We start from the raw sequence: 21735 nt of genomic DNA, 5'->3' as shown, positions 1-21735 counted from the left end.
GCTCGATCAAACATTCGACATTAGGTAGTAGTAACATTTAGCTAATGGCTTAAGCTCATTGATTCCACATTCAAAAGATTGGCCACCAGATATCGGGGCGACAAGCACCTTACCAACAGGAATACGGGTAAGCTCTTTGATGCTTGTTTTCCCCTCAATTTCAACAACCCATGTTCCATCCGATAATTCGTCAGTTTTCATGTCTGCGACATAGGCGGTTTCGTCATCAATAATGATTACCGGCTTGCTGAGGTGGGAGGGAAGCATTGCCTTATCGAGCATATAAAAATTGGAGTCGAACAGATTCCCATCAATGATTTTCTTACGAGCAATTGAGACTACATCACCCAAGGCGTTGTCGTTCGCTGTCTGTGAGTACTCATTTGGAGTTTTATTTTTTCCGGTTTGGAAGATTTCACCCTTCCCAAAGGAGAGCCATTCAAGCGAAGCACCTGTTTCCATAGAGCATTGAATAACCCAGTCTGCTGGAAAAATATCCCTCATCCATCTTGTGCTCATTGTGCTGGTTGATGCACCGAGCTGGTTGCACAAGGCCTGTCTTGTCTTGAATCCATAAGCAAGAAGTAATCGTTTGATTACCTCCCGCCCGCCTCTATTGAAGTCCATAATTACGCCTTTGGAGTTTTAATTGTTGACTAACTCCATTTGAAGCTTTAGCCTTCCGTTTGAGGTACGGAAATGGAGTTATTAATACTTATCACCGCTAGCTACGGTTTAAGACTCAAACGAGGAATCTTGCACTATGACCACAAACATTTCAATCAATCTGCCCGTTCCATCAATCTCAAAAGAGAAGTACATCGAACTTACTGGTTTACCAGAAGATACCGTAGACGCGATGCTGAAGGATGGCCGTTTGCCTCGTCATCGCCTTCGCAAAGATTTAGGTCGTGAAAAGGTCATGATCAATATTGCGGCGCTTACTATCGACGCTCTTGCGGGTTGCAACATCGTACTTAACTGATTCGATTTTGAAACGCTAAGAGGGTGCTGACTATGTTTGATTACCAAACTTCTAAACATGCTCATTTTGATGCAGCTTGCCGAGTGTTTGCGCTGGCGCACAACCTGGAAGATGTGGCCGCTGCCGTTGGTATGCGCCCGCAGATCCTGCGCAATAAGTTGAACCCGGTTCAACCACACCGCCTGACCTGCGATGAGCTTCTGGCTATCACCGATTACACCGAAGATGCGCGCTTACTGGATGGGATGCTGGGGCAGATTAATTGCCTCCCGTCCGTTCCTATCAATAACGCCACTGAAGCCAACATGCAGTTTTGCGCGTTGAGTGCCACAGCAAATGTGGGGGCAATCGCTGGGGAAGCTGTATCAACTGAGCACATGACCGCAGCACGTCGCACACAAATCCTTGATCGTGCGCGTGATGCAATCCGTTCCCTTTCCGTTCTGGCTTACACCGTAGAAAGCCGCCTCCAGTCTGCGCCGGTTCTTGCTGCTGCCGTCGATATTGTGACTACCAGCGCCAGCGGCATGATGTGAGGGATAACCATGAAAGCTTTCGTTACTTACCTGAAAAAAGAATCTCCGGTTATGCAGTTGGCCAGCGGTTCGACTGGCTGGCTTGAACTGCCAAATGGTAAGCGCTGGAACCCTGGCCACCAATACAAATTTAACGCCTGTGTTCATCATCGTCCGTTTTGGACTCGCTTGTTTGGGGTTATCAGGGGGATCTATGGCCATAAACGTTGAGCAGCAAAAGCGCGGGCTTGAGCATCTGAAAAATATCCGCCGTAAGTACTGGAGTGGCAAAAGCGAGGCGGCGGATTGGTGGGACAAGTTGACGCCAGAATGGCGCGGGGTTGTTTTACATGCGGCGGCGGTTGCTTCCGGTTCGGACGTTCTCAAAGCCCATCTGTGTAAATGCTGCTGGCGAGAATTGTTCGAACGCCTGGACTATCGGGCGATGATTCAGCTGCGTCTGGGAATATCACGTGCGCGTCTGACGTTTGAAGGTTTCGGCAGTTTATGTGACAGCGATTTTTCTAGGCGTACCGCTAATCGCCCGGCCAAGGAAGTTAATCCGATTTACAGCAGTAACGGGGTGCAAATGGTTATAGCACCTCAATTTGTTAGCAAAATGCAATTGTTGCAACAGCAGGAGAATCACTAATGTCCGTTATATCTGTAAACGCCAAAGAACTGGGACAAGAGCTGGCAGTGTGGGGTGTGCCACATAATTACGCCATTCTCTTTCTGGAGAAAAGCACCGTTAAAAATGACCGCGTGGCCTTACACCCGTTCTTCTTCAATGATACCGAGCACATGACAAGCCAGCGTCATTGGCTGGCTGTGAATGTTGCTTACTGGAGCTGTGTTTATCGTGAAGCAGAAAGCCAGTACCAGCAGGTTGAAGCGCTGGCTGGTATTCGTTCCATGTATTACATCGCTGGGGCGTTGGGCGCTGGCGAAATAAAGGCGCTGATCCAGGAGTGGTGGCGCAAAACTTACGAGCTTCACAAAGTCCCTGCGCCGAGCCACTCAGCCGCGCCCGTTACCGCCTCTTTCCACTAATTAACTGCCTGAATTTTTGGCCATCCCTGCGGTGGCCGGGGATTCTTTTGCCTTAAGGAAACCAAAATGCACATGAATCGTCAGAATTTACCAGCTACAGAATCAGGTATTGACCTGATGGCAATGCTTATTAAGGCCACGCAGGAGGGGAAGGTTGCAGCGGCTGATCTGTGTTCCACCCGTTTGGATAAGCTGGCCACCTATGCCGCCATTGAAGGGCTAAGCGCTGCCGAAATCGTGGAGCTGATCCGTGAAGAGGCTGCGGCTATTTGCAGCAAAGGCGGTGCAGCATGGCAGTAAAAATTCACAGCATAAAAATAACTCCAAAGTTTCTGGATGCTGTGGTTGCTGGCCAGAAAAAAGCAGAGCTGCGTAAAAATGACCGCGCCTACAGCGTGGGTGATCTTCTGTCATTACAGGAATGGAAGCACGGCTCATACACAGGGCGGGAGTGGGCGGCTGTGATCACCCACATATTACCTGTGAGCGAAGTAATGCCAGATTCAAGCGGGTGGGTGATGCTTTCTATTCGTTCGCTTTCTCCATTTGACGCTCTCGCATACGTAATTACTGGGGGTGTTCAATGACAGTGAAAACCCCTCTTAAATGGGTTGGCAGCAAAGTCCGCATTATGCCGCAGCTGCTTGACCATTTGCCGGAAGGTAAACGCCTGGTTGAGCCGTTCGCAGGTTCGTGCGCCGTCATGATGAATACTGATTATGACGAATACCTGATTGCTGACCTGAACCCGGATTTAGTCAATCTGTACAAGGCGATGGCCTACCACACTGACGCATTTCTCATGGAACTTGAAACCCTGTTTTCTGCCGGGGCGCTGGGTGAACAGGAGAGCCGCGCCATTTTTTACTATGCCGTCCGGGATGCGTTCAATTCCCCCGGTAAGGGATTGGGCTCTGAAAGCGTTGAAGCCGCTGCCCGTTTCATGTACCTGAACCGCCACGGTTTTAATGGGCTTTGCCGTTACAACCGCCGTGGCCAGTTCAATGTCCCATTCGGGAAGTACAAGAAAAACTATTTCCCACTGAAAGAAGTCCGCGCATTTGCTGAGAAGGCAAAGCGTGCAACCTTCATTACAGCGCATTACTCCGAAACACTGGCGCTGGTTCGTGCAGGGGATGTGGTTTATTGCGATCCGCCATATCTGACGGAATCAGGAAATTTCACCTCATACACAGATACTGGCTTTTCTCACCTGGATCAGGGAAGGCTGGCGCGTAGGTTGCGCCGTCTGGCACGTGCAGGGGTTGGTGTTGTTGCCTCAAACAGCGATCTGGAAATGGTGCGTTACCTCTATGCAGGTTTTGATTTTGTTCAAATCAATGCGCCGCGCAGTGTCGGTGCCGCAGCTGCAAGCCAGAAAAAAGCCGCAGAGCTGATCCTGAAATCCCCGCTTGATTCAATTGCAAGAGCTTGCGCATGACGCTTGTTGCAAATGGTCAACATCACGCCGTCGATACCTGGCGGCGCGATACTTTTGCGCCAGGAACGCCAGCTAACGCAACGATAACAGAGCGCCGATTGTGGTCAGTTAACCCGCAGGATTATGAATGGCGCTCAAAGTACCTTCATGAAATACCCGACTGGCTGGCCGGGTATTTTGGCAACCGTTACGAAAAGCTTTTTGCTGGTCGTGACGGCCGCCGCCGTGCCAATACATTCCTGCGCAAAACAATCGGCGGGAATGTATTGCCACGTCTGCGGAAAGTGGCCGCGCGTTATCAGCTGGCCGCTGACGTTAACGATCTCTCCTTCGGTAAATCATTGCAGCGTTTACCGTCACTTGACCGTACCGATCTCAAAAAGCTGTCTGGCCAGGTTTCCGGCTGGATGGCACAGATGTTTTATGACTTCACTGACCAGCTGAAGGGTAGGCCAAAAGACGAAAGAGAAATGCGCCAGCGCACGCTGGAGGCATACCGCAATCTTTGCTCGCTTTCCCTCATGCTGAACAACCAGCCACCGTACTGGGCAGAGCACGAAGCGAATGAAGGCCAGCTGGAAACCCGAAAAGCGGAATCCGGCATTTTGCGTTTAATGGCACCGGAATGGTGGTATCAGCGCCTGAAGCGTGCCCGTGATCTGCAACGTGAACATCTGGCCATCGCCGTTGGCCAGGTGCAGAAATCAGCCAGCGCCTATGTGTCACGTAAAACCCTGGGCGAATGGATAGACCAGAAGAAACGTAATCTGGAGTTCTTCAAAAAGTTTGATCTGATGGATGACGAGGGCAACCGCATTGCGCTGGATAGTTTGGTGCATCGCAGCGTGGCAAACCCGGCAATCCGTCGATGTGAATTAATGGTTAGGATGCGAGGATTTGAAGATATGGCAAATGAAGAGGGGCTGGCCGGAGAGTTCTACACAATTACTGCACCGTCACGTTATCACGCGGTACACAGCAAAGGCGGATTTGTTAGCCAATGGAACGGAGCAAGCCCGCAGGATACGCAGCGTTATTTATGCAACGTCTGGGCGAAAGCCCGCGCGGCGATCTCGCGTGCCGGTATTCATGTTTTTGGTTTTCGTGTGGTTGAACCCCACCACGATGGAACGCCTCACTGGCATATGTTGCTGTTTATGCGTCCGCATGACGTTGAAGCGGTGCGCGATATTCTTTGTTATCACGCCAGAATTGCGGATTCAGAAGAGCTGCAATCACCCAACGCGCTTAAAGCGCGTTTTCATGTTGAGTCTATCGATCCGGCTAAGGGTTCGGCTACAGGCTACATCGCTAAATACATATCTAAAAATATCGACGGCTTTGCCCTGGACGGTGAGCAGGATGAAGAAACAGGGGAAAACTTGCGTGATATGGCCAAATCCGTATCAGCCTGGGCATCCCGCTGGCGTATTCGGCAGTTTCAGCAGATTGGTGGTGCGCCAGTGACTGTCTGGCGGGAGTTGCGTCGTCTGGGTGATCAGCGCCTTACTGACAAGCGTATGGATGCGGTGTTAGCGGCGGCAGATGTTGGGGATTGGGCTGCCTATACACAATTGCAGGGCGGGGCACTGGTAGCACGCCGTGATCTGGTTGTTCGTCTGGCCTATGAAATCACTGAGCAGGGTAACGAATATGCGGAAGATGTTCAGCGTGTTCAGGGTGTTTATTCGCCTTTAGTTCCAGATTCTGAAGTGTGCACGCGTCTGGTGAAGTGGCAGAAGGTTGCGAAGTTGGCCGAAGCGCCAGCGGAGGCGGGTTTTGCCGTTGACCTTAATCACCCTTGGAGTTCTGTCAATAACTGTACGGAGGGAGGAACCCGGAGGCGGTTAAAACTGGAACTGAACCAGCGTGGGTTTGCCGGAACGGATGAAGAAATCGACATTCTGAAGCGGGGTGGTGGTCTCAAATTTGGCCGATCTGCACTGATTTACAGGGAGGGGAGGTTGCAGGAAAAACGGAACAGTCCGGAAGATGAGCAATGGCCAGGCTGGCAGTAATAGCCTGTAAGTATGTGATATGTAAAACGTAAACTGTTACTGGTGTGAATAAAAAAATTCACAATTATTGCTTTTGAGTGTACTGTATGTTTATACAGTTGTTTGCGTGGGAGGATACTGTGCAGGATTTATTTTTTGAAACCGTTGCCTTTCAACGGATCGCTTTAGTTGCAAAACTTATGGCAACCGCTGACTGTTCTGAAGATGAAAAGGATGTGGCGCTGGCCTGGCTTGGAGAGATGACGCAGGAACTGGGAAGGAAGCTGGATCAGTATGAAAAAAAACACCCCCATAATGGGGGCGATTCAGGCGGCAGGGGCGGCTTTCAGTAAATCCAGTGCCATTTGCTTCTGATTGGGTGACAGATTTTTTAATAAGGTTTGTACCAGAGCGTCACCCGTTTTAGCGCTGGGGCTGAGAGTGTGGGAAAACGTCAAATTCATAACAAAAGTGTGCCCACACTCCACATCAGCACAGGCGCAGTAGATATCCGCAATCTGGCGGTGCTTCCGGTTAGTTTTGCGAATCACAGCCTTAGAGCCGCATTCCGGGCATTCAATCTTCAGGACTCTCATATTCCATTCTCCGGCTGTAAAATGATGCCTGGATTTTAGCCTTTTTTGCATCATGCTGCACCCTCCGCCATTGTTTCTTCAGCAAAATTTAAATGCAGGTGGCGCGGAATTTCTGGATCGCTGTTGATGGCCATCGCCAGACGGCGCTGAATGGGCAGCACCTCATTCTTTTTGTAAGTGCGTTCCACCTTCTCTGGGTCACCCAGCCCGGCAGTATTCTGCGGTACGATACCCGCCAGCCCGGCCGGGAAGCGGTGCGCGTTCAGAATGTCCTGGGCGCTTATGTTCTTCACGCTCGCAAATTCATCTTTGGCAGAAATATCCCCCATCTCAATAAACTTGATCCCGTCAGCATCGCCGCCTGGGATGTTCACCAGGATGGTGGAAAAGTTTCCGATCCCCTTGCTGTCACGCAGCTGCTGTTCAATCTCCTCCTCCATTTCGTCCGTCATGCTGGGGTCGCGGGTATAAAGGATGCCGCCAGTGTGTGCGCCGTTGTGGTAGTAGCGGCGGCGGAAAATGACCGCCTCACTGTTCAGCAGGGCGGAGTGAACGCCGCCGATGTAATCCGGCAGACCATAGATGTGCTGCTGCGGGTCGTACATCTTGATAAAAATGATATCTTCAGGCGGGAACGTCAGTGGCTCACCTTCCTGCAAAACCACGTAATCCCCTGGCACAGTTCCCGCGTTTCCTGTTTCTTTTCGGCGGCGCAGGTAAAGCCCTGGCAAAGGCTGAAGCCCGATCACATCGCCCCAGCCGTTACGGATTTTGGCCACAGCAATATCCCCGAATGTCAGGTAATCAAAAACAGCGGCCTCCAGCTCGTCGAACGTCAGGCCACCGCCCTGATAGTCCGCCGTGACCATGTTTTTACGGGCGTGGATAATCCCGCCGTGCTGGCCGTTCAGGTTGATAAGCTGCGCCAGCGCCAGACGGTCAATCGGCTGCGTGTAGTGGTCGGCGGCGTTGTCGTACCAGATTTCGCGGTAGTCCGTTCCGGTGGTCAGTACCGGTTCTGGTTTGCCAAAGCTGATGATGCTCATTTTCTTGGATTGGTTGCCGCGCGGTTCGCGTTTCACAAAGCGTTTCTTTTTGCTCATGCTGCCTGTTTCCTTACACCCCAGCGGGATTTTGGTTTGTTTTCGTAGTTGAGTGGTTCGTTATGCAGGGCGTGGGTAATTGCCCAGAATGCCTCTGCGTGGCCAGTGTCCTGGCTGCGGTCTGCAACAAAAGTCATGGCGTTGCCACTGTTCGTGGTAGTACGCCTCACAGACATAAAGCTGGCAGGGATTTCCTTCAGATTTTTGTCCCACTCGATACGCTGGCTTTCCACCACGTCCGCCGCTTTCAGTACCAGCTGGTTTTTGGTGTTCATGTCGTAGCGAATCGGGACAACCACACGCATGGCAAAGTGCTGGATGTTGTCAAACACCCCCTGGCCAATCCCCGTAACATCTACCCCCAGATAGGTGAAGTTGTACTGGTCGAACAGCTTTTCGATCTGCTTTGCCTGGTGGCGGAAGTTCATGCCCTTCCAGTAAATCACCTTCAGCACGCGGAATTTTTCCACGGCGAACATCGGCGGGGCGACAATGACAAAACACGACAAATCGCCGCTGCGTGCCGGGTCGAATCCGCCCCACACAGGCCTGTCACCGAAAGGCCGTCTGGCGTCCGGGTCGTGATCCTGCCAGGTGTCCACTTCCACGCCGCACGCTTCCAGGTCGGCAAAGCTGAAAACAGAATCCTTGCTGTCCACAAACACGCACATATAAAGCATGTCGAATGTGGCGGTGTTGTAGCGGTTGCGCAGCTTCTCGATGTTGGCCAGGTTGAAGCCGCCAGCAATGGCATCTTCCATTGTGATGACATAACGCCACTGTCCATCCGGGCAGAGCCGGCCGCCGTCCCGCATTTCATCAAATGAGGGAAATTTGATGGCCGCACGTTTCTTGCTGCCCTGTTTCCACTCTTCACCTGTCCAGAACGGATAGGCCTGGTGTGTTTTGGCTGATGGCGTGGAAAAGTAGGTGGTGCGCCATTTGTCATGTGTGGCCATCGCGCTGGCCACTTCATTGAGTTTTGCGAAGTTTGGAACCCAAAAATATTCGTCACAGTACAGATGGCCGCTGTATGACTGGGCTGTGTTTTTGTTGGTAGACAGGAAGCGCAGCTCTGCGCCGTTGCTTAAGCGGATCGGGTTCCCGGTCAGCGTGATACCGAAATACTGTTCTGCAATGTTGACAATGTAAGACCGGAATACCTCCGCCTGGGCTTTGGACGCGGACAGGAATATCTGGGGATCGCCCGTCATTACGGCATTTTCAAATGCCTCAAAGGCAAAGTACCAGGTTGCGCCGATCTGGCGGCTTTTCAGGATGTTCCTGACCAGCAGGCCAATGTTGCGGCGCAGGTGTTTCTGATATTCGAAAAGATGTTCGTCTGCCCAGGTGTCAAAGTCTTCCTGGGTAAGTGATGAAATATCATTTTTCTTGTACTTGCGTTTACCGCGGGGTTCGTCCTCGTTATCCCCTCGCGCAGCTGCTTGCCGTTCACCCTGGCTGGAGGCCAGCTTTTCTTTATGCTTGTTGCTCTGGGCACGCAGCTTTGTGGCGTGCGCAATAAGCAAATCCATTTCCTTTAAATCCAGATCACTTTTATTGTCGCGCCCGGCTAACAGCTGGTAACGGCGTTCAATTGCCTCCTCCGTGCTTTCGAAACTGAGTAAATCAGCCCAGTTATGTTTTTCAGCCCAGTAGTAAACGATCCGCGCATTTGGCAGATTTAATTCTGATGCAATTTCTTTGGGCGTATAGCGGCGCAGATAAAGCGCACGAACAACGCCTTTTAATTCTTCTGAGTATTTAGCCATAGATTTAATTATGCCGTGGCGCTTATAAAAAAACGGCGGGGTAAATTCGTTGTTGTTCGGTAAAGGCTTATAACCGAACTGTTCAGAATAAAGCGTAATGCGGGGGCGAGGTTAATTAGCAATAATCAAATCCGCAGCAAGGGAAACAGTTAATCGACAGAGGGGGATATATGTGTCGCATTTAAAAACTGGCTGGCTGTGTGTTGCTACTGAAGGCGATACGGTTGACGGGCGAGTGCTGGAACGGCAATGGATTATCGACATGGGGGAAACCTATGATCCGAAACATTACGCCGCCTTACTCTGGCCGGAACATGAGCGCTACGCCGGAAATTTCGGTGAGGTGCTGGAAGCAACGTGGCAGGACGGCGATGACGGGCTGGCGCGGCTGTATGTCAGCCTGTGCCCGAATAAGCGCCTCATCTATGCAAATGATGAAGGTCAGTTGCTTTATTTCTCCGTTGAGCCGGAACTGAACTGGCGCGGTGGAGATCGCACTTATCTGAAGGGGCTGGCCGTTACTGACCAACCCGCAAGCGTGGGAACAACACGGCTGCGCTTTAGTCGGCGCAAATTAAACAAACAGGGATATTACAGTTGTGTGATTTCCCGCAATGGCAAAATTACGCAGGAAGGGAAGATGAAAAACTGGCAGAAATTATTTGGTATTAAGCCGAAGTTTGAAGATGAAAACTCGCAGGACGATCCGCCAGCTGATGATAAGTTGCAGGCGCTGGCCAGCGCACTGAACGATCTGGAAGCGCGAGTGGGTGCAATTGAAACCCAGCTTAATTCCGTGCAGGACGATGTTGACACTATTACCGAAGTAGTGGACACGGAAGAGTTTGCCGCTATTCGTGACAATGCCAAAGAAATTGTTACCCGCTTTAATGATTTGGGTAATAAAGGCGGTAAGCGTAAAGAGCGTCAGATGCCGTCTAAATCCGGTCAGTTCAAATACCTTTAATTAGCCGCAACGCGAATAAGCAAAACATTTTTATTATCGCTTAATTGCGAGGGAGTCTTATGTTACTGAATAACCGTGCGCGGGAATTACTGGGTAAATATTCGGCAGGGATGGCGCAGCAGTTTAATACGCAAAATCCAGGTCGATATTTTGCCCTGAATGATCCGCAGGAAAACGCATTGCGCCTGGCGCTGCTGGAGTCCGTGGAGTTTCTGAGCTGGATCACCACGCTGGACGTTGACCAGCTGAGTGGCCAGGTGATTTCTGTCGGTGCATCAGCGCTTCATACCGGGCGCAGTGAAAAAAGTCGTTTTGTCCGTCAGGTGGGTGTTGACGGTAATGACTATTCACTGGTTGAAACAGACAGTTGCGCCGCGTTGCGCTGGGATCTGCTTTCCGTCTGGGCGAACGCCGGGAAGGAAGAAAACGAGTTTTATAACCTGGTGCAGACCTTCAGCACCCAGGCATTTGCGATGGATATGCTGCGTATTGGCTTTAACGGTAAATCCCGTGCCAAAACCACAGACCCTGACGCAAACCCGAACGGGGAAGATGTAAACATCGGCTGGCATGAGCGCATGAAAACCCTGCTGGATGGCAAGCAAATCATGACCGATCCCGTGGTGCTGGATGAGGCGGGTGATTACAAATCTCTGGATGCAATGGCCTCCGATCTGATTAACGCCAAAATTCCGGCGCAGTTCCGCAATGACCCGCGCCTGGTGGTGCTGGTAGGTGCTGATCTGGTGGCTGCTGAACAGTACCGCCTTTTCCAGGCAGCTGACCGCCCAACGGAGAAAATCGCGGCGCAGATGCTGGGCAGTACCATTGCTGGCCGTCAGGCGATTATCCCGCCGTTCATGCCGGGTAAACGCATGGTGGTGACACCGCTTTCTAACCTGCACATCTACACCCAGCGCAACACGCGCCAGCGTAAAGCGCGATTTGAAGATGATCGCAAACAGTTCGAAAACAGCTATCTGCGTAATGAAGGTTACGCGGTTGAAGTGCCGGAGCTGTACGCGGCGATTGATGAAGATGCCGTGACAATCGGCAAACCGTCTGAGCCTGTGGAGGGCTAATCAATGTCACTTTCTCCCGCGCAACGTCATAACCAGCGCATTGCGATGGAACAGAAGCTGAAGCAAAGCCTGGCCGTTGGAACTACGGAAAGTATGCATCTTCTGATTAAGGCACTGGAAACGGACGTGGAGCAGTTGCGAAACCTGCCGTTGATTGCTGACCGTGTGGAGCATAAGCGCAATGTGCTGCTGCCGAAATGGGTTCCGACTGTTGAAGCGTATCTGGCCAGCGGGCAGGTGTACGCGAATCCGGTTCTGGCCTGGTGCGTGATCTGGCTGTTTGACGTGAGCGATCTGGATAAGGCGCTGGATTGGGCGGATATCGCTATTAGCCAGCAACAGGCAACACCGGAACGTCTGCGCAGCAATTTCCCTACGTTCGTGGCCGATACGATGCTGGCCTGGGCGCAGGAGTCTGCGGGGCGCGGGGAAAGCATTGAGCCGTATTTCTCTCGTACGTTTGAGAACGTGGCAACCAAATGGCGGCTGCATGAGCAGGTGACGGCGAAGTGGTACAAGTTCGCCGGGTTGCAGCTGCTGCGCGGTGATGACGGACAGAAATCAGCGGCCAGCGTTGACGATATCGACACGCTGAAAAAGGCTGATGAGTTGCTGGCCATTGCCGAACAACATTATTCAAAAGCTGGCGTAAGCACCCAGCGGCAGACCATTGCCGCACGCATTCGCCGCCTGGAAAAGGAGCTTAAAGATGGCAACAGTAATCAAGTTTAAACATGAGCTGGGGCAGGTGGTGAAGGTCACTATCAGTGGGGAACAGGGGCACGTTAAAGCCCGCGCTGAATACACCAATTGCCGCAATCAGTACCTGATTCACTATCTGGCCGCTGATGGCCGCGCTGTGGATTCCTGGTTTGATGAAAACGAGCTGACACCCGTTCAGCCTTAAAGACTACCGCAAGCCAGGCGGGCGCGGTGGAGGGCAGAAACACACAGTGAAGCTGCGCCGTGGAAACCGGACAGCCCGCCTATTTTTTCGGGGGAGTCATGTTTAGTGGAAAGCCGCTTGATTATCAGGATGAGCCACTGAAAAACGAAGGATTCTGGCCAGACCTGAATCTGAAAGATTTTCAGGCACAGCGAGCTATCCCGGCCGATGTTGACGCGGACACTGTTGCCCAGGCGCTACTGGCGGCTGTGGCGGAAGTGAATGCAGAGCTGGAAAAAGTGGAAGCCACCTGGAAGGCGAAAGGTGTTCTGAGCGCAGGGGACGCGCCGGGGGCACGGATGGGGGACTTAAACACCCTCTGTGCGCAGTACATGAAGGCGGTTTTTGCCAGGGCAAAAGCGGACTTGTTGGGGGAGTTTGCCACCGTAGGGCGGCGTGATTCTCACCCTGGCCAGGAAAGTACGGAAACCCGTGCCGGGTTACTGGCGGAGGCGTCTGTTGTGATCCGCCGCATGAAGGGGCTGAAAAGGGCAACGGTGAAAAAAGTATGAGCCAGACACAGCTTGAAAACCTGACGGCATTTTTTACCAGCAATGTACCAGCCCGCGCAATGCAGTCGTTTACCAGCGTGGTGGATGAAATGGAGTTCGTACCGGCTGCAAAGGATATAGGGCTGGGGCAGTACCGCCAGGCGGTGATCCGTTATGACGCGGTACTGAGCTGGGAGCGTTTCCCGTATCGCCTGTGTCCGCCGCAGCTGCTTATGTCGCTGATGGCTGCCTGGCTTGATGAGGCAGACCGGGAGCTGCTGGACGACATCGGGGTAACTGAGGCCGATCCGCAGTGGGATGTGTCGGTGGCCGATGAGGAAACATCCGATATTGTCCTGACGGTTCCAATGGCGGAAGAGCTGGTGATCCGGGAGGACGAAAAGGGGCTAATCCCCTGGCGAGGCAAGCGCTGGTCACTGGTTGAGCCGGAGATCTGGACGGCACTGACAGCCACCGTTTACGGCGTTGATGAATCCGGTGCGCCTGTGGGTGAACTGTCGTGATAGCCGGGGGCGAGCTTAACAAGCGCCAGCTGGCGGAGCTGAAAAAAGCACTGTCCAGCATGGAGCTGCCGCCCAAAAAACGGCGGCGGCTGCTGTGGCGAATGGCGAAATATGGCGTGATCGCCGCCGCCAAACGCAACGTGCGGAATCAGGAAGAGCCGGACGGGGGAGCCTGGGCGGGGCGTAAAACGAAGCGCAAAGGGAAGATGCTGCGCTATATGCCAAAACTGCTGCATATCCGGGAAATGCCAGAAATGCAGGCTGTGCGGATTTATTTGCAGGGCGGGGGCTACCGGAACGGGGAAACGCCTGTACCCGCTGGCACGGTGGGCTATTCACATCAGAACGGTATGCGTGTCCGGGTGAGCCGGGCAAGCCAGCCAGGGAAGGCGCAGCCGGGAAAGATGGCCACCGCTGCGCAGGGAAAGAAACTGCGTGCGCTGGGCTACCGGGTGCGACGCGGGAAGCGCTGGAAAAAGCCCACTATCCGGGAAATTACCAGTGAAATGCCATACGGACAGGCGGGTTTGCTGATTCGTAAGTTAAGCGGCAAGGCCGTGAAAACCAGCTGGACTATCGATCTCCCTTCCCGTGTATTTCTGGGGATGGGTGATGAGGACTTTAACAAGGCGCTGGCACGCCAGCTTCAGGCCATTGGCTTTGGCTGGGATGTAAATGCGCAGGATATCAGGGGGAGAACATGACCTGGCCAAATGTGACCGTGAATCAGGTAAATCAGCTACTGGGCGAAACCAATGAGGTGGAGCGTGCGGTGCTGTTTATCGGTACGGGAACCAAAAACACAGGCAAGACCCTGGCTGTAAACACCCAGAGTGATTTTGACGCTTTGCTGGGTGAGGGTGACAGTCAGTTAAAAAGTGATGTGCTGGCAGCAGTGTCAAATGCTGGCCAGAACTGGTGGGGGTTCGTCCATGTCCTTGCTGCTGACAGCGAGCCGGGTGCATGGGTTAAAGCGGCGCTGGCCGCGCAGGTGTCGTGCTCTGTGGAAGGTGTGGTGCTGAGCGATGATATCTCCACAAAGGCGGAAATTAACCAGGCCATTACGCTGCGTGCAGATCTGATCGCGAAGTATGGCCGCTGGGTGTGGTTCATTCTGGCCACGCAGGGAATGCAGGACGAAGAGGGGCAGGCTGACTATCTCGCCAGAATGTCCACGCTTCAGGCGGGTATTGCGGAAAAAGCGGTGCAGCTGGTTCCCCGCCTCTGGGGGCATGAGCCGGGTGTGCTGGCTGGTCGCCTGTGCAGTCGTGCTGTCACGATTGCTGACAGTCCGGCGCGAGTAAAAACGGGTGCGCTGATCAGCCTGGGCAGTGACGAGCTGCCGCTTGATGGCGCGGGGGAAGTGCTGGAGCTGGCAACACTTCAGGCACTGGAGGCGCAGCGCTTTAGCGTGCCGATGTGGTATCCGGATTATGACGGGTTCTACTGGTCAGATGGCCGCACGCTGGACGTGGAAGGGGGCGATTATCAATCCATCGAAACGCTGCGCGTGGCCGATAAAGCCGCACGCCGGGTGCGTCTGCTGGCTATCGGTAAAATCGCAGACCGTTCGCTTAACAGCACGCCGGGAAGCATTGCTGCACACCAGACGCTGTTTGCCAGGCCGCTGCGTGAAATGTCCACCGCTGCAAGTATCAACGGTGTGTCGTTCCCCGGTGAGGTGAAGCCGCCGCAGGACGGTGACGTGACTATCGTCTGGAAAAATAAAAAGGCCGTTGAGATTTACATTGTGGTGCGTACCTGGGAAGTGCCGCTGCAAATCACTATCAGCCTGTTACTGGATGCCAGCCTGGAGGCCGCCGCATGAGTAAGCGTATTTCGGGGATGTCGTTTGATTCTTATGTTGACGGCGATCTGATCCACATTGAGAAAATTTCTCTCGATATTACGGACAACAGCGCCGCCGCCCAGACCCGTGGTGTGCCGGATGGCCATGTTGATGGCGATGTGGCCGCAGAGGGGGAAATTGAAGTCAGTTCCAAAGTGCTGAGTGTGCTCACAGCAAAAGCGCGTTCAGCAGGTTCGTGGCGCGGTATTGACCCGGTTGATTTCCTTTTCTATGCCAAAGCGGGCAGTGAAGAGGTCAAGGTGGAAACGTTCGGCTGCAAGCTGCAACTGAGCAATCTGCTGGATATCGATCCGAAAGGCGGCAGCGTGGCCACGCACAAAATCAAATATTTTGTGACCAGTCCGAAGTTCGTAAACATTAACGGCGTTCCGTATCTGGAAGCGGAAGCCACGGAAAACCTGATCGGGTAAGGGGCAGGGATGCAGGACTATGAAAAGGGGTTCATTGCGCTGGTTGTTATGGGGGCGCTTATTGCTCTGGGCAAGATGCTTAACAGCGATGAACCTATCACCGTTCGCCTGGTGCTGGGGCGCGTGATTGTTGGCGGCGGCCTGTCTCTGGTTGCCGGAGTAGCGCTCTATTTTGTGCCGGATATTCACCCGTTGGCCTTGCTGGGGTTTGGTTCCGGTCTGGGTATTCTGGGTCAAAACGTTGTTGAAGCCTGGCTGCGTAAACGGGGCTTTGCCGGGATTTTTGGGAAAGGAGCGACGAAATGACACTGAGCGAAAAACAGCAGCTGTTTACCGTGATGGTGGCCAATCTGATCCACTGGGCTGAAGAGCATGGCTATCGCCTGACCTTTGGTGAAGCGTACCGCACGCCGGAACAGGCGGCACTGAACGCCAAAAAGGGCAGCGGTATCACCAACAGTCTGCACACGCAGCGTCTTGCCGTGGATTTTAACCTGTTTGTGAATGGCCAGTACAAAACCGACACGGCCGATTATCTCCCGCTGGGTGAATACTGGGAATCGCTGGGCGGTTCGTGGGGTGGGCGTTTCAAATCCCGCCCGGACGGCAATCACTTTAGCCTGGAACATAACGGGGTGCGCTGATGACAAACGGCCAGTGGCTTGTTGTGGTTGCGCTGGCGTTTGTCTGGGGCTGGCTGACCGCTGACTGGCGGCGTGACAGTCTGGAGCTGGCGATTAACTCCGCCGCGCAGGTTGCGGGTAACAAATCCCGCAAGGAAATGCTGGAGATTGCCAGCGAATCCGCCAGGAGCCTGGAAGATAAACTGGAGGCGCTGGAAAGTGGCAGACCGAAGGAAATCAGAACGGAAATTCTTAAGCCGGTATTCACTAACGTTTGCGTGTCTGATGAGTTTATCAGGATGTATAACGCAACCGTCGACAATACCGAGCGTACCCTTTCAGGAAAACCTGAAGCGAAAATGCCCAACGGAAAATCTTCCGCGCATTAAAGGTAATACCGGGGCGGATATTGCTGCCCCAGCTATTGAATATCAGGATTTATATTCTGTGTGTGCAGCACGTCATAACGCGCTGATTGACGAAATAAATAAACGAGAGAGTGTATTAAATGGAACAGAAAATTACTCTGGTAGTAACTGGTAAAGAAATTGTTTTCGCGCCTAACCAGACCGCTTATAACAAATTCATTAACGAAATGGCGATGGATAACAAAGTTGCCCCGGCGCATAACTATCTGACCCGTATTGTTGAGCCGGAAAGTAAGGACGCGCTGGCCGAGCTTTTAAAACGTCCGGGTGCGGCGTTGCAGCTGGCTGGCAAAGTAAACGAGATTTACGCGCCTGAGCTGGAAATTGAAGTAAAAAACTGACAAAGCGAGTCCGGGCAATAGAGAGAAACGGACTCGACCAGTATTTGATTTTACGCCGCCATTATTTACCCCACGGGGATGATTCCGTTGATGATATCGCTGCCGCTGTCTGGCTGGATAATCGCTTTTGGGAAAATATGCGTATTGCCACGGCAAATGGAATAAGCACTGCTTTTAAAGGCGCTGAATGAAACAGTTAGATTTTACATTAAGCCTGATCGATAAATTGTCCCGCCCGTTAAAACAGGTGCAGAACAATGTGACCGGCTTTGCGGATAAATCAAAAGCAGCGTTTATGCAGATTGGCGGCGGCGCACTGGCGCTGGCCGGAACGGGGATGGCCATCAAAGGCGCATTGTCTCCGGCCATTGAAATGTATGACGCGCTGAATGAGGCGGCCGCAAAAGGTATCGACGATTCAGCGCTGAAAACCGTTCAGCGTGATGCGCTGACGTTCAGCACGACATACGGCGCAAGCGCAGTGGATTTTGTGAAGTCCACAGAAGAAATTAATGCGTCCATTGCCGGGCTGACGGGGAGCGAACTCCCGAAAGTGACCAAAATCGCCAACGTCCTGGCGTTTGCCCTGAAATCCACTGCCGCAGACACGTCAGAATTTATGGGGCAGATGTTCGGCAACTTTTCCGCCGATGCCGCCCGCCTGGGCAAAGTGCAGTTCGCTGAGCAACTGGCTGGCAAGATGGTTTACATGCGTAAGACGTTCGGCGCTGAGATGGCCACTATCAAAGACCTGATGGAAGGCGCGCGGGGTGTCGGGACAAACTACGGTGTCGGACTGGATGAGCAACTGGCCGTACTGGGGCAACTGAGCCGGACGCTGGGAACGGAAGCGAGCAGCGCTTACGAAGGCTTTATGACGGGCGCGATTGATGGCGCTAAAAAGCTGGGGCTGTCTTTCACTGATGCCACCGGAAAAATGCTGTCCATGCCTGAAATGCTGGCGAAGCTACAGGGCAAATATGGCAAGAGCCTGGAAGGAAACCTGAAGGCACAGGCGGAACTGGATGAAGCCTTTGGGGACAGTTCGGCAGTGGTTAAACAGCTGTATGGCAACGTGGCGCTACTTCAGCGGAATATCAATGAGCTGGGCGGCGCTGACGGGCTGAAGCGTACACAGGAAATGGCGGCCAAAATGGTGAAGTCGTGGGATCGGTTTATTGCCATCCTGACGGCCATTAAAACCGTCATTGGCCTGACGCTGATCCCGGTGCTTTATCCGCTACTGAATCGCCTGGCAGATATGGGGCAGACCTTTGCCCGCTGGATGCAGCTGTTTCCCAATATCGCGCGGGTGGTGGGTTATGCCGCGCTGGCATTGCTGAGTTTCGCCGCTGTGGGAGCCATCGCCAATATCGTGATGGGTGTCAATGCCTTTGTAATGATGGGCGTGACGAAAGTGCTGGCGCCGATGGCCAGGCTGCTGGGGCTTAATCGTCTGGCAATGCTGGCCAGTAACGCTGTGACACAGCTGTTTACTGCCGGGTTGCGTGGTTTGCGTGCTGCGCTGCTGGCCGCCAGTATTGCCGCCCGTATGGGTTCAGCCTCGTTTTTACTGATGATTGCCCCGATTGCGGCCGTTGCACTGGCAATAGCTGGCGTGGTGCTGGCGGTCATTAAGTTCTGGCAACCAATAAAGGCGTTTGTCAGCGGTTTTATCAGTGGTTTCAGCCAGGCCAGCGGCGCACTGACTCCGTTTAAAGGGCTGTTTAGTGGGATCGCCACGGCGGTGGGCTGGGTCTGGAACGGCGTTAAAACGCTGTTTGGCTGGTTTGGCAGCTTGCTTTCTCCGGTACAAATGACCGGGGAAAAACTGGCTGGCGTTACCAGCGCGGGCGAAACCTTTGGCCGTGTCGTGGCGGGGGCGGTTGGTCTGGTTCTGACTCCGTTTGAGCTGGTTTATCGTTCCATTCAGACAGTCATTGAGATGTTCGGGATCGTTATTGAGGGCTGGGGCGATGTGGTTAATGCCTTTGATATAAATTCCCCTGTCGCCTCATTTGAAAAAATGGCCAGTGTGATCGGTGGGGTATTCGGGAAACTGTGGGACACCCTGAGAGGTTCATTTACCGGAACGTACAACTGGATTATTGAAAAGCTGAATAAAATTCCGGGTGTGGATATTGCCCTGGCTGCTGATTCAGGTTCGGGAGCGAATAAGGGAGTGCCCTTTAACCCTAAACAGATTGAACAGTCTGGAATTGCTTCACCTGAAATAAAACAGATTGAGTATGGCGGGAATATTACGCCGCAGTTGACGCAAAACACATTAATGCCAGAGCCTCCTCCAGCAATTGCCCCAAATGTACTTTTAACAGGTGGTGAACTGAAAGGTGTTGAGCGAGGCGGAATCAGTAAAACCATAAACAGTAATTCAAAATCTGTGACGGACAACAGTCGGAAAATTGACACGGTAAATATCTATCCGAAAGAAACACTTTCGCCGGGACAATTGCAGGAGTGGCAGGAGCTAAACCCATGAGTGATTTGCTTTACATCGATCTGCTGATTGAAAACGGCAATTTCGTCCTGAATACCGGGAAAGAGCCGGAATTGTGTAATAACCGCAAAAGCATCGGCCAGGACATTATTCACAGCATTATTGAAAGTGGTCTTGCCACGCAATTAATTGGCGAACGCAGCCCAACTTTACGCGCTGATATCTTCACGCAGCTGGAACTGCTGATTGAAGAGGATGAACGCATTGTGCCGGGTACGGTGGAGGTGAGCGAGGAAAGCCAGAAGCGTTTATGGGTGACGGCGAGCACGTATGACTTTGGCGGAATATCGGTGCAGGTGGATTTATGACTGAAAAGCCACAGGTAGATTTTGAAGAGGTAGTGAAGGCCAGCGGGATGCCTGTCACTGAAGAGGCGGTGCGCACCCGGTTTAACACCATTGCAGCCCAGGAGGGGCTGATCACAAACACGTCCCGCATGTCTCCGTTCTGGCGGCTGATTACAGCAATTGTGACCGCGCCAGTGATGTGGCTCAAGGATGCGCTGGTTTCTGTGGTCATGACCAATATGTTTGTGGCCACGGCCGGAGGGCAGATGTTGCGTCTGCTGGCCTGGGCGGTGAATGTCACTGCAAAACCTGCCAGCGCTGCGGAAGGTGTGATCCGTTTTTACAAGGAAGATTCAAAACAGGCCGTCACGGTTACAGCGGGAACGGTGATCCAGACCGAAAGGATTAACGGCAAAGTTTACGCCGTGGCCACGACTGCCGATGTGGTGATCCCGTCCGGCACGGCCAGTGCCTTATTGCCTGTAAAAGCGACCGGAACGGGTGGGGCTTATAACCTTGCGCCGGGGTATTTCCGCATTTTGCCCGTGGCTGTGGATGGAATCAGCCATGTGGCCAGTGAAGAGGACTGGCTGACTGTTCCGGGCGCAGACGAGGAAAGCGATGACGAGCTGCGCGAGCGCTGCCGGAATCAGTTCAACCTGGTGGGGAACTATCACACGGATGCGGTTTACCGTTCGATGATTGCCAGCGTTGCCGGGCTGAGCATTGACCGAATTTTCTTTCTGCATGATGCGCCCCGTGGGCCTGGTACAGCGAACGCGTATTTGTTGCTTGATAGCGGGGTAACGTCTGAGCCGTTTATTGAAGCCGTGAATGACTATATCAACACGCAAGGCCACCACGGCCACGGGGATGATATGCAGTGTTTTGCCATGCCGGAAACCCGGCACGATCTCACGGTTACGGTTTACGTCAGAAGCCTGAGCAATATTGAACAGGAACAGCAGGACACGCTGAAAAAGGGGATTGAAAACCTGATCCGCTGTGCCTTCAGGGAAAACACGGACTATGACGTGAAAAAAACGTGGCCATATTCCCGATTTTCCTTCTCACAGCTGGGGCGTGAGGTTCACAAAACCTTCCCGGATTCAGATTCCATTGAGTTTTCGCTGAAGGATATCACCAGCGATCTGAGCGTGCCGCGCCTTAACTCCTTAACGGTGAGCCTGAAAGATGACTGATTTTCTCAAAAAGCTGGCCAGCATGGCGCTGCCGTCCTGGATGAATAAAGGCGAGCCACTGGTTTTATTGCGCACGGCGCGGACGTTCTGGGCTGAGGTGTACGGCTGGATTACGTGGCCGCTGAGGCAGTTTGATCCGCTGACCTGTGTTGAGCCGGTACTAAATCTGATTGCCTATGACCGGGACATTACCCGCTTCAGTGGCGAGCCGTTAAGTCTGTATCGCAAGCGTGTCGCTTATGCCTTCATTAACGCGCGTGATGCGGGTTCTGTTGAGGGGTTTATTAATATTTTCTCGCGTCTGGGGATTGGTTATGTGGAGCTGGTTGAACGCCAGCCGGACATTGACTGGGATGTGATCCTGGTGCGCGTGACGGATAGCCAGATTGCGGATAACACGCAACTGATGATCCAGATAATCCGGCAGTACGGGCGAACTTGCCGCCGCTATCAGTTTGAAGTGATTACGTCTGAAAGCCTGGCTATCCGGGCAGGATGGGATCAGGGGGAGTATGTGGTTTATCTGGCACGCCTGAGCAGTACGGAAGCCAGCAGCGCAACGTTTAGCGCGAGTTTATAGGGAG

General features: G+C 53.0%; 32 protein-coding genes. 28 read left to right on the top strand and 4 right to left on the bottom strand.

Translation table 11 applies throughout. The features are described from left to right. Nucleotides 1–6: 6 nt before the first annotated feature. The gene (locus tag ACS603_RS06080) at nucleotides 7–627 is read right to left on the bottom strand and encodes a phage repressor protein CI (protein ID WP_474943940.1); all 621 of its coding nucleotides are present in this window, start codon (nucleotides 625–627) and stop codon (nucleotides 7–9) included. Between the two features lie 136 nt (nucleotides 628–763). Here ACS603_RS06080 and ACS603_RS06075 point away from each other — a divergent pair, with 136 nt between their 5' ends. The 10 genes from ACS603_RS06075 (at nucleotide 764) to ACS603_RS06030 (ending at nucleotide 6344) form a co-directional block, all read left to right on the top strand. Continuing rightward, entirely contained in the window at nucleotides 764–985 is a 222-nt protein-coding gene (locus ACS603_RS06075; RefSeq protein WP_320731693.1) for a regulator, read from the top strand. A 32-nt stretch (nucleotides 986–1017) separates the two neighbouring features. Beyond that, on the top strand, nucleotides 1018–1521 hold the full coding sequence (locus ACS603_RS06070; protein ID WP_474943939.1) for a phage regulatory CII family protein: 504 nt from the start codon (nucleotides 1018–1020) through the stop codon (nucleotides 1519–1521). A 9-nt stretch (nucleotides 1522–1530) separates the two neighbouring features. Next, a complete protein-coding gene (locus ACS603_RS06065; protein WP_474943938.1) occupies nucleotides 1531–1731 on the top strand; it encodes a phage filamentation protein Fil family protein in 201 nt (66 codons plus the stop codon). Beyond that, entirely contained in the window at nucleotides 1715–2152 is a 438-nt protein-coding gene (locus ACS603_RS06060) for a hypothetical protein (RefSeq protein WP_474943937.1), read from the top strand. Before ACS603_RS06065 ends, ACS603_RS06060 begins: the two co-directional genes overlap by 17 nt. Continuing rightward, nucleotides 2152–2553 carry a hypothetical protein gene (locus ACS603_RS06055; protein WP_474943936.1) on the top strand — a complete coding sequence of 134 codons (402 nt, stop codon included), beginning with the start codon at nucleotides 2152–2154 and terminating at the stop codon, nucleotides 2551–2553. The genes ACS603_RS06060 and ACS603_RS06055 overlap by 1 nt, the downstream gene beginning before the upstream one ends. 66 nt (nucleotides 2554–2619) lie before the next feature. Next, nucleotides 2620–2853 carry a DUF2732 family protein gene (locus ACS603_RS06050; RefSeq protein ID WP_347499263.1) on the top strand — a complete coding sequence of 78 codons (234 nt, stop codon included), beginning with the start codon at nucleotides 2620–2622 and terminating at the stop codon, nucleotides 2851–2853. Continuing rightward, complete coding sequence (locus ACS603_RS06045) at nucleotides 2844–3140, top strand: DUF3850 domain-containing protein (RefSeq protein ID WP_347499264.1); 297 nt, start codon at nucleotides 2844–2846, stop codon at nucleotides 3138–3140. Before ACS603_RS06050 ends, ACS603_RS06045 begins: the two co-directional genes overlap by 10 nt. Next, entirely contained in the window at nucleotides 3137–3994 is an 858-nt protein-coding gene (locus ACS603_RS06040) for a DNA adenine methylase (RefSeq protein ID WP_474943935.1), read from the top strand. Before ACS603_RS06045 ends, ACS603_RS06040 begins: the two co-directional genes overlap by 4 nt. After that, the gene (locus ACS603_RS06035; RefSeq protein ID WP_474943934.1) at nucleotides 3991–6012 is read left to right on the top strand and encodes a replication endonuclease; all 2022 of its coding nucleotides are present in this window, start codon (nucleotides 3991–3993) and stop codon (nucleotides 6010–6012) included. The genes ACS603_RS06040 and ACS603_RS06035 overlap by 4 nt, the downstream gene beginning before the upstream one ends. 119 nt (nucleotides 6013–6131) lie before the next feature. Further along, nucleotides 6132–6344, top strand: coding sequence for a hypothetical protein (locus tag ACS603_RS06030; RefSeq protein ID WP_013097403.1), 213 nt, complete (start codon nucleotides 6132–6134; stop codon nucleotides 6342–6344). On the opposite strand, the gene ACS603_RS06025 is transcribed toward ACS603_RS06030, so the two are convergent. From ACS603_RS06025 to ACS603_RS06015, 3 genes are read right to left on the bottom strand one after another with little or no spacing between them, the layout of a single operon-like run. Beyond that, nucleotides 6318–6641 (bottom strand): Ogr/Delta-like zinc finger protein, encoded by a 324-nt coding sequence (locus tag ACS603_RS06025; RefSeq protein ID WP_474943933.1) that lies wholly within the window; start codon nucleotides 6639–6641, stop codon nucleotides 6318–6320. The two genes, ACS603_RS06030 and ACS603_RS06025, sit on opposite strands and share 27 nt — an antisense overlap. Further along, nucleotides 6638–7690 carry a phage portal protein gene (locus ACS603_RS06020; protein ID WP_474943932.1) on the bottom strand — a complete coding sequence of 351 codons (1053 nt, stop codon included), beginning with the start codon at nucleotides 7688–7690 and terminating at the stop codon, nucleotides 6638–6640. The genes ACS603_RS06025 and ACS603_RS06020 overlap by 4 nt, the downstream gene beginning before the upstream one ends. Further along, the gene (locus ACS603_RS06015; protein WP_474943931.1) at nucleotides 7687–9462 is read right to left on the bottom strand and encodes a terminase large subunit domain-containing protein; all 1776 of its coding nucleotides are present in this window, start codon (nucleotides 9460–9462) and stop codon (nucleotides 7687–7689) included. Before ACS603_RS06015 ends, ACS603_RS06020 begins: the two co-directional genes overlap by 4 nt. A 172-nt stretch (nucleotides 9463–9634) precedes the next feature. Here ACS603_RS06015 and ACS603_RS06010 point away from each other — a divergent pair, with 172 nt between their 5' ends. The 18 genes from ACS603_RS06010 (at nucleotide 9635) to ACS603_RS05925 (ending at nucleotide 21731) form a co-directional block, all read left to right on the top strand. Beyond that, on the top strand, nucleotides 9635–10429 hold the full coding sequence (locus tag ACS603_RS06010; protein ID WP_474943930.1) for a GPO family capsid scaffolding protein: 795 nt from the start codon (nucleotides 9635–9637) through the stop codon (nucleotides 10427–10429). A 59-nt stretch (nucleotides 10430–10488) separates the two neighbouring features. Continuing rightward, on the top strand, nucleotides 10489–11511 hold the full coding sequence (locus ACS603_RS06005; RefSeq protein ID WP_474943929.1) for a phage major capsid protein, P2 family: 1023 nt from the start codon (nucleotides 10489–10491) through the stop codon (nucleotides 11509–11511). Between the two features lie 3 nt (nucleotides 11512–11514). Beyond that, entirely contained in the window at nucleotides 11515–12243 is a 729-nt protein-coding gene (gene gpM, locus ACS603_RS06000; protein ID WP_474943928.1) for a phage terminase small subunit, read from the top strand. Continuing rightward, entirely contained in the window at nucleotides 12221–12418 is a 198-nt protein-coding gene (locus tag ACS603_RS05995; RefSeq protein ID WP_058657585.1) for a hypothetical protein, read from the top strand. The genes gpM and ACS603_RS05995 overlap by 23 nt, the downstream gene beginning before the upstream one ends. Before the next feature lie 98 nt (nucleotides 12419–12516). Beyond that, the gene (locus ACS603_RS05990; protein WP_072204946.1) at nucleotides 12517–12969 is read left to right on the top strand and encodes a head completion/stabilization protein; all 453 of its coding nucleotides are present in this window, start codon (nucleotides 12517–12519) and stop codon (nucleotides 12967–12969) included. Continuing rightward, a complete protein-coding gene (locus tag ACS603_RS05985; protein ID WP_474943927.1) occupies nucleotides 12966–13472 on the top strand; it encodes a phage tail protein in 507 nt (168 codons plus the stop codon). The genes ACS603_RS05990 and ACS603_RS05985 overlap by 4 nt, the downstream gene beginning before the upstream one ends. Further along, on the top strand, nucleotides 13469–14176 hold the full coding sequence (locus ACS603_RS05980) for a hypothetical protein (RefSeq protein ID WP_474943926.1): 708 nt from the start codon (nucleotides 13469–13471) through the stop codon (nucleotides 14174–14176). Before ACS603_RS05985 ends, ACS603_RS05980 begins: the two co-directional genes overlap by 4 nt. After that, the gene (locus tag ACS603_RS05975; RefSeq protein WP_058657589.1) at nucleotides 14173–15300 is read left to right on the top strand and encodes a DUF2586 domain-containing protein; all 1128 of its coding nucleotides are present in this window, start codon (nucleotides 14173–14175) and stop codon (nucleotides 15298–15300) included. The genes ACS603_RS05980 and ACS603_RS05975 overlap by 4 nt, the downstream gene beginning before the upstream one ends. Beyond that, the gene (locus tag ACS603_RS05970) at nucleotides 15297–15752 is read left to right on the top strand and encodes a phage protein (RefSeq protein ID WP_058657590.1); all 456 of its coding nucleotides are present in this window, start codon (nucleotides 15297–15299) and stop codon (nucleotides 15750–15752) included. Before ACS603_RS05975 ends, ACS603_RS05970 begins: the two co-directional genes overlap by 4 nt. A gap of 9 nt (nucleotides 15753–15761) precedes the next feature. Then, on the top strand, nucleotides 15762–16058 hold the full coding sequence (locus tag ACS603_RS05965; RefSeq protein ID WP_107703030.1) for a phage holin family protein: 297 nt from the start codon (nucleotides 15762–15764) through the stop codon (nucleotides 16056–16058). Next, complete coding sequence (locus ACS603_RS05960; RefSeq protein WP_306684699.1) at nucleotides 16055–16396, top strand: M15 family metallopeptidase; 342 nt, start codon at nucleotides 16055–16057, stop codon at nucleotides 16394–16396. Before ACS603_RS05965 ends, ACS603_RS05960 begins: the two co-directional genes overlap by 4 nt. Then, nucleotides 16396–16764, top strand: a complete 369-nt coding sequence (locus tag ACS603_RS05955) for a hypothetical protein (RefSeq protein ID WP_474943925.1) — start codon at nucleotides 16396–16398, stop codon at nucleotides 16762–16764. Before ACS603_RS05960 ends, ACS603_RS05955 begins: the two co-directional genes overlap by 1 nt. Nucleotides 16765–16883: 119 nt before the next feature. Then, nucleotides 16884–17144 carry a putative phage tail assembly chaperone gene (locus ACS603_RS05950; protein WP_048228467.1) on the top strand — a complete coding sequence of 87 codons (261 nt, stop codon included), beginning with the start codon at nucleotides 16884–16886 and terminating at the stop codon, nucleotides 17142–17144. 44 nt (nucleotides 17145–17188) lie between these two features. Then, complete coding sequence (locus tag ACS603_RS05945; protein WP_376779138.1) at nucleotides 17189–17335, top strand: DUF6890 family protein; 147 nt, start codon at nucleotides 17189–17191, stop codon at nucleotides 17333–17335. Next, the gene (locus ACS603_RS05940; protein ID WP_474943924.1) at nucleotides 17332–19644 is read left to right on the top strand and encodes a phage tail tape measure protein; all 2313 of its coding nucleotides are present in this window, start codon (nucleotides 17332–17334) and stop codon (nucleotides 19642–19644) included. The genes ACS603_RS05945 and ACS603_RS05940 overlap by 4 nt, the downstream gene beginning before the upstream one ends. Continuing rightward, nucleotides 19641–19970, top strand: a complete 330-nt coding sequence (locus ACS603_RS05935) for a DUF2590 family protein (protein WP_048228464.1) — start codon at nucleotides 19641–19643, stop codon at nucleotides 19968–19970. Before ACS603_RS05940 ends, ACS603_RS05935 begins: the two co-directional genes overlap by 4 nt. Continuing rightward, the gene (locus tag ACS603_RS05930) at nucleotides 19967–21151 is read left to right on the top strand and encodes a baseplate J/gp47 family protein (RefSeq protein ID WP_474943923.1); all 1185 of its coding nucleotides are present in this window, start codon (nucleotides 19967–19969) and stop codon (nucleotides 21149–21151) included. The genes ACS603_RS05935 and ACS603_RS05930 overlap by 4 nt, the downstream gene beginning before the upstream one ends. Next, the gene (locus ACS603_RS05925; RefSeq protein WP_474943922.1) at nucleotides 21144–21731 is read left to right on the top strand and encodes a hypothetical protein; all 588 of its coding nucleotides are present in this window, start codon (nucleotides 21144–21146) and stop codon (nucleotides 21729–21731) included. The genes ACS603_RS05930 and ACS603_RS05925 overlap by 8 nt, the downstream gene beginning before the upstream one ends. Nucleotides 21732–21735: the final 4 nt, after the last annotated feature.

This window comes from Enterobacter sp. Li2LvB3, from assembly GCF_056156645.1.
Note: the sequence above shows the minus strand (reverse complement) of the source record. Positions and strands in the feature narration are given on the sequence as shown.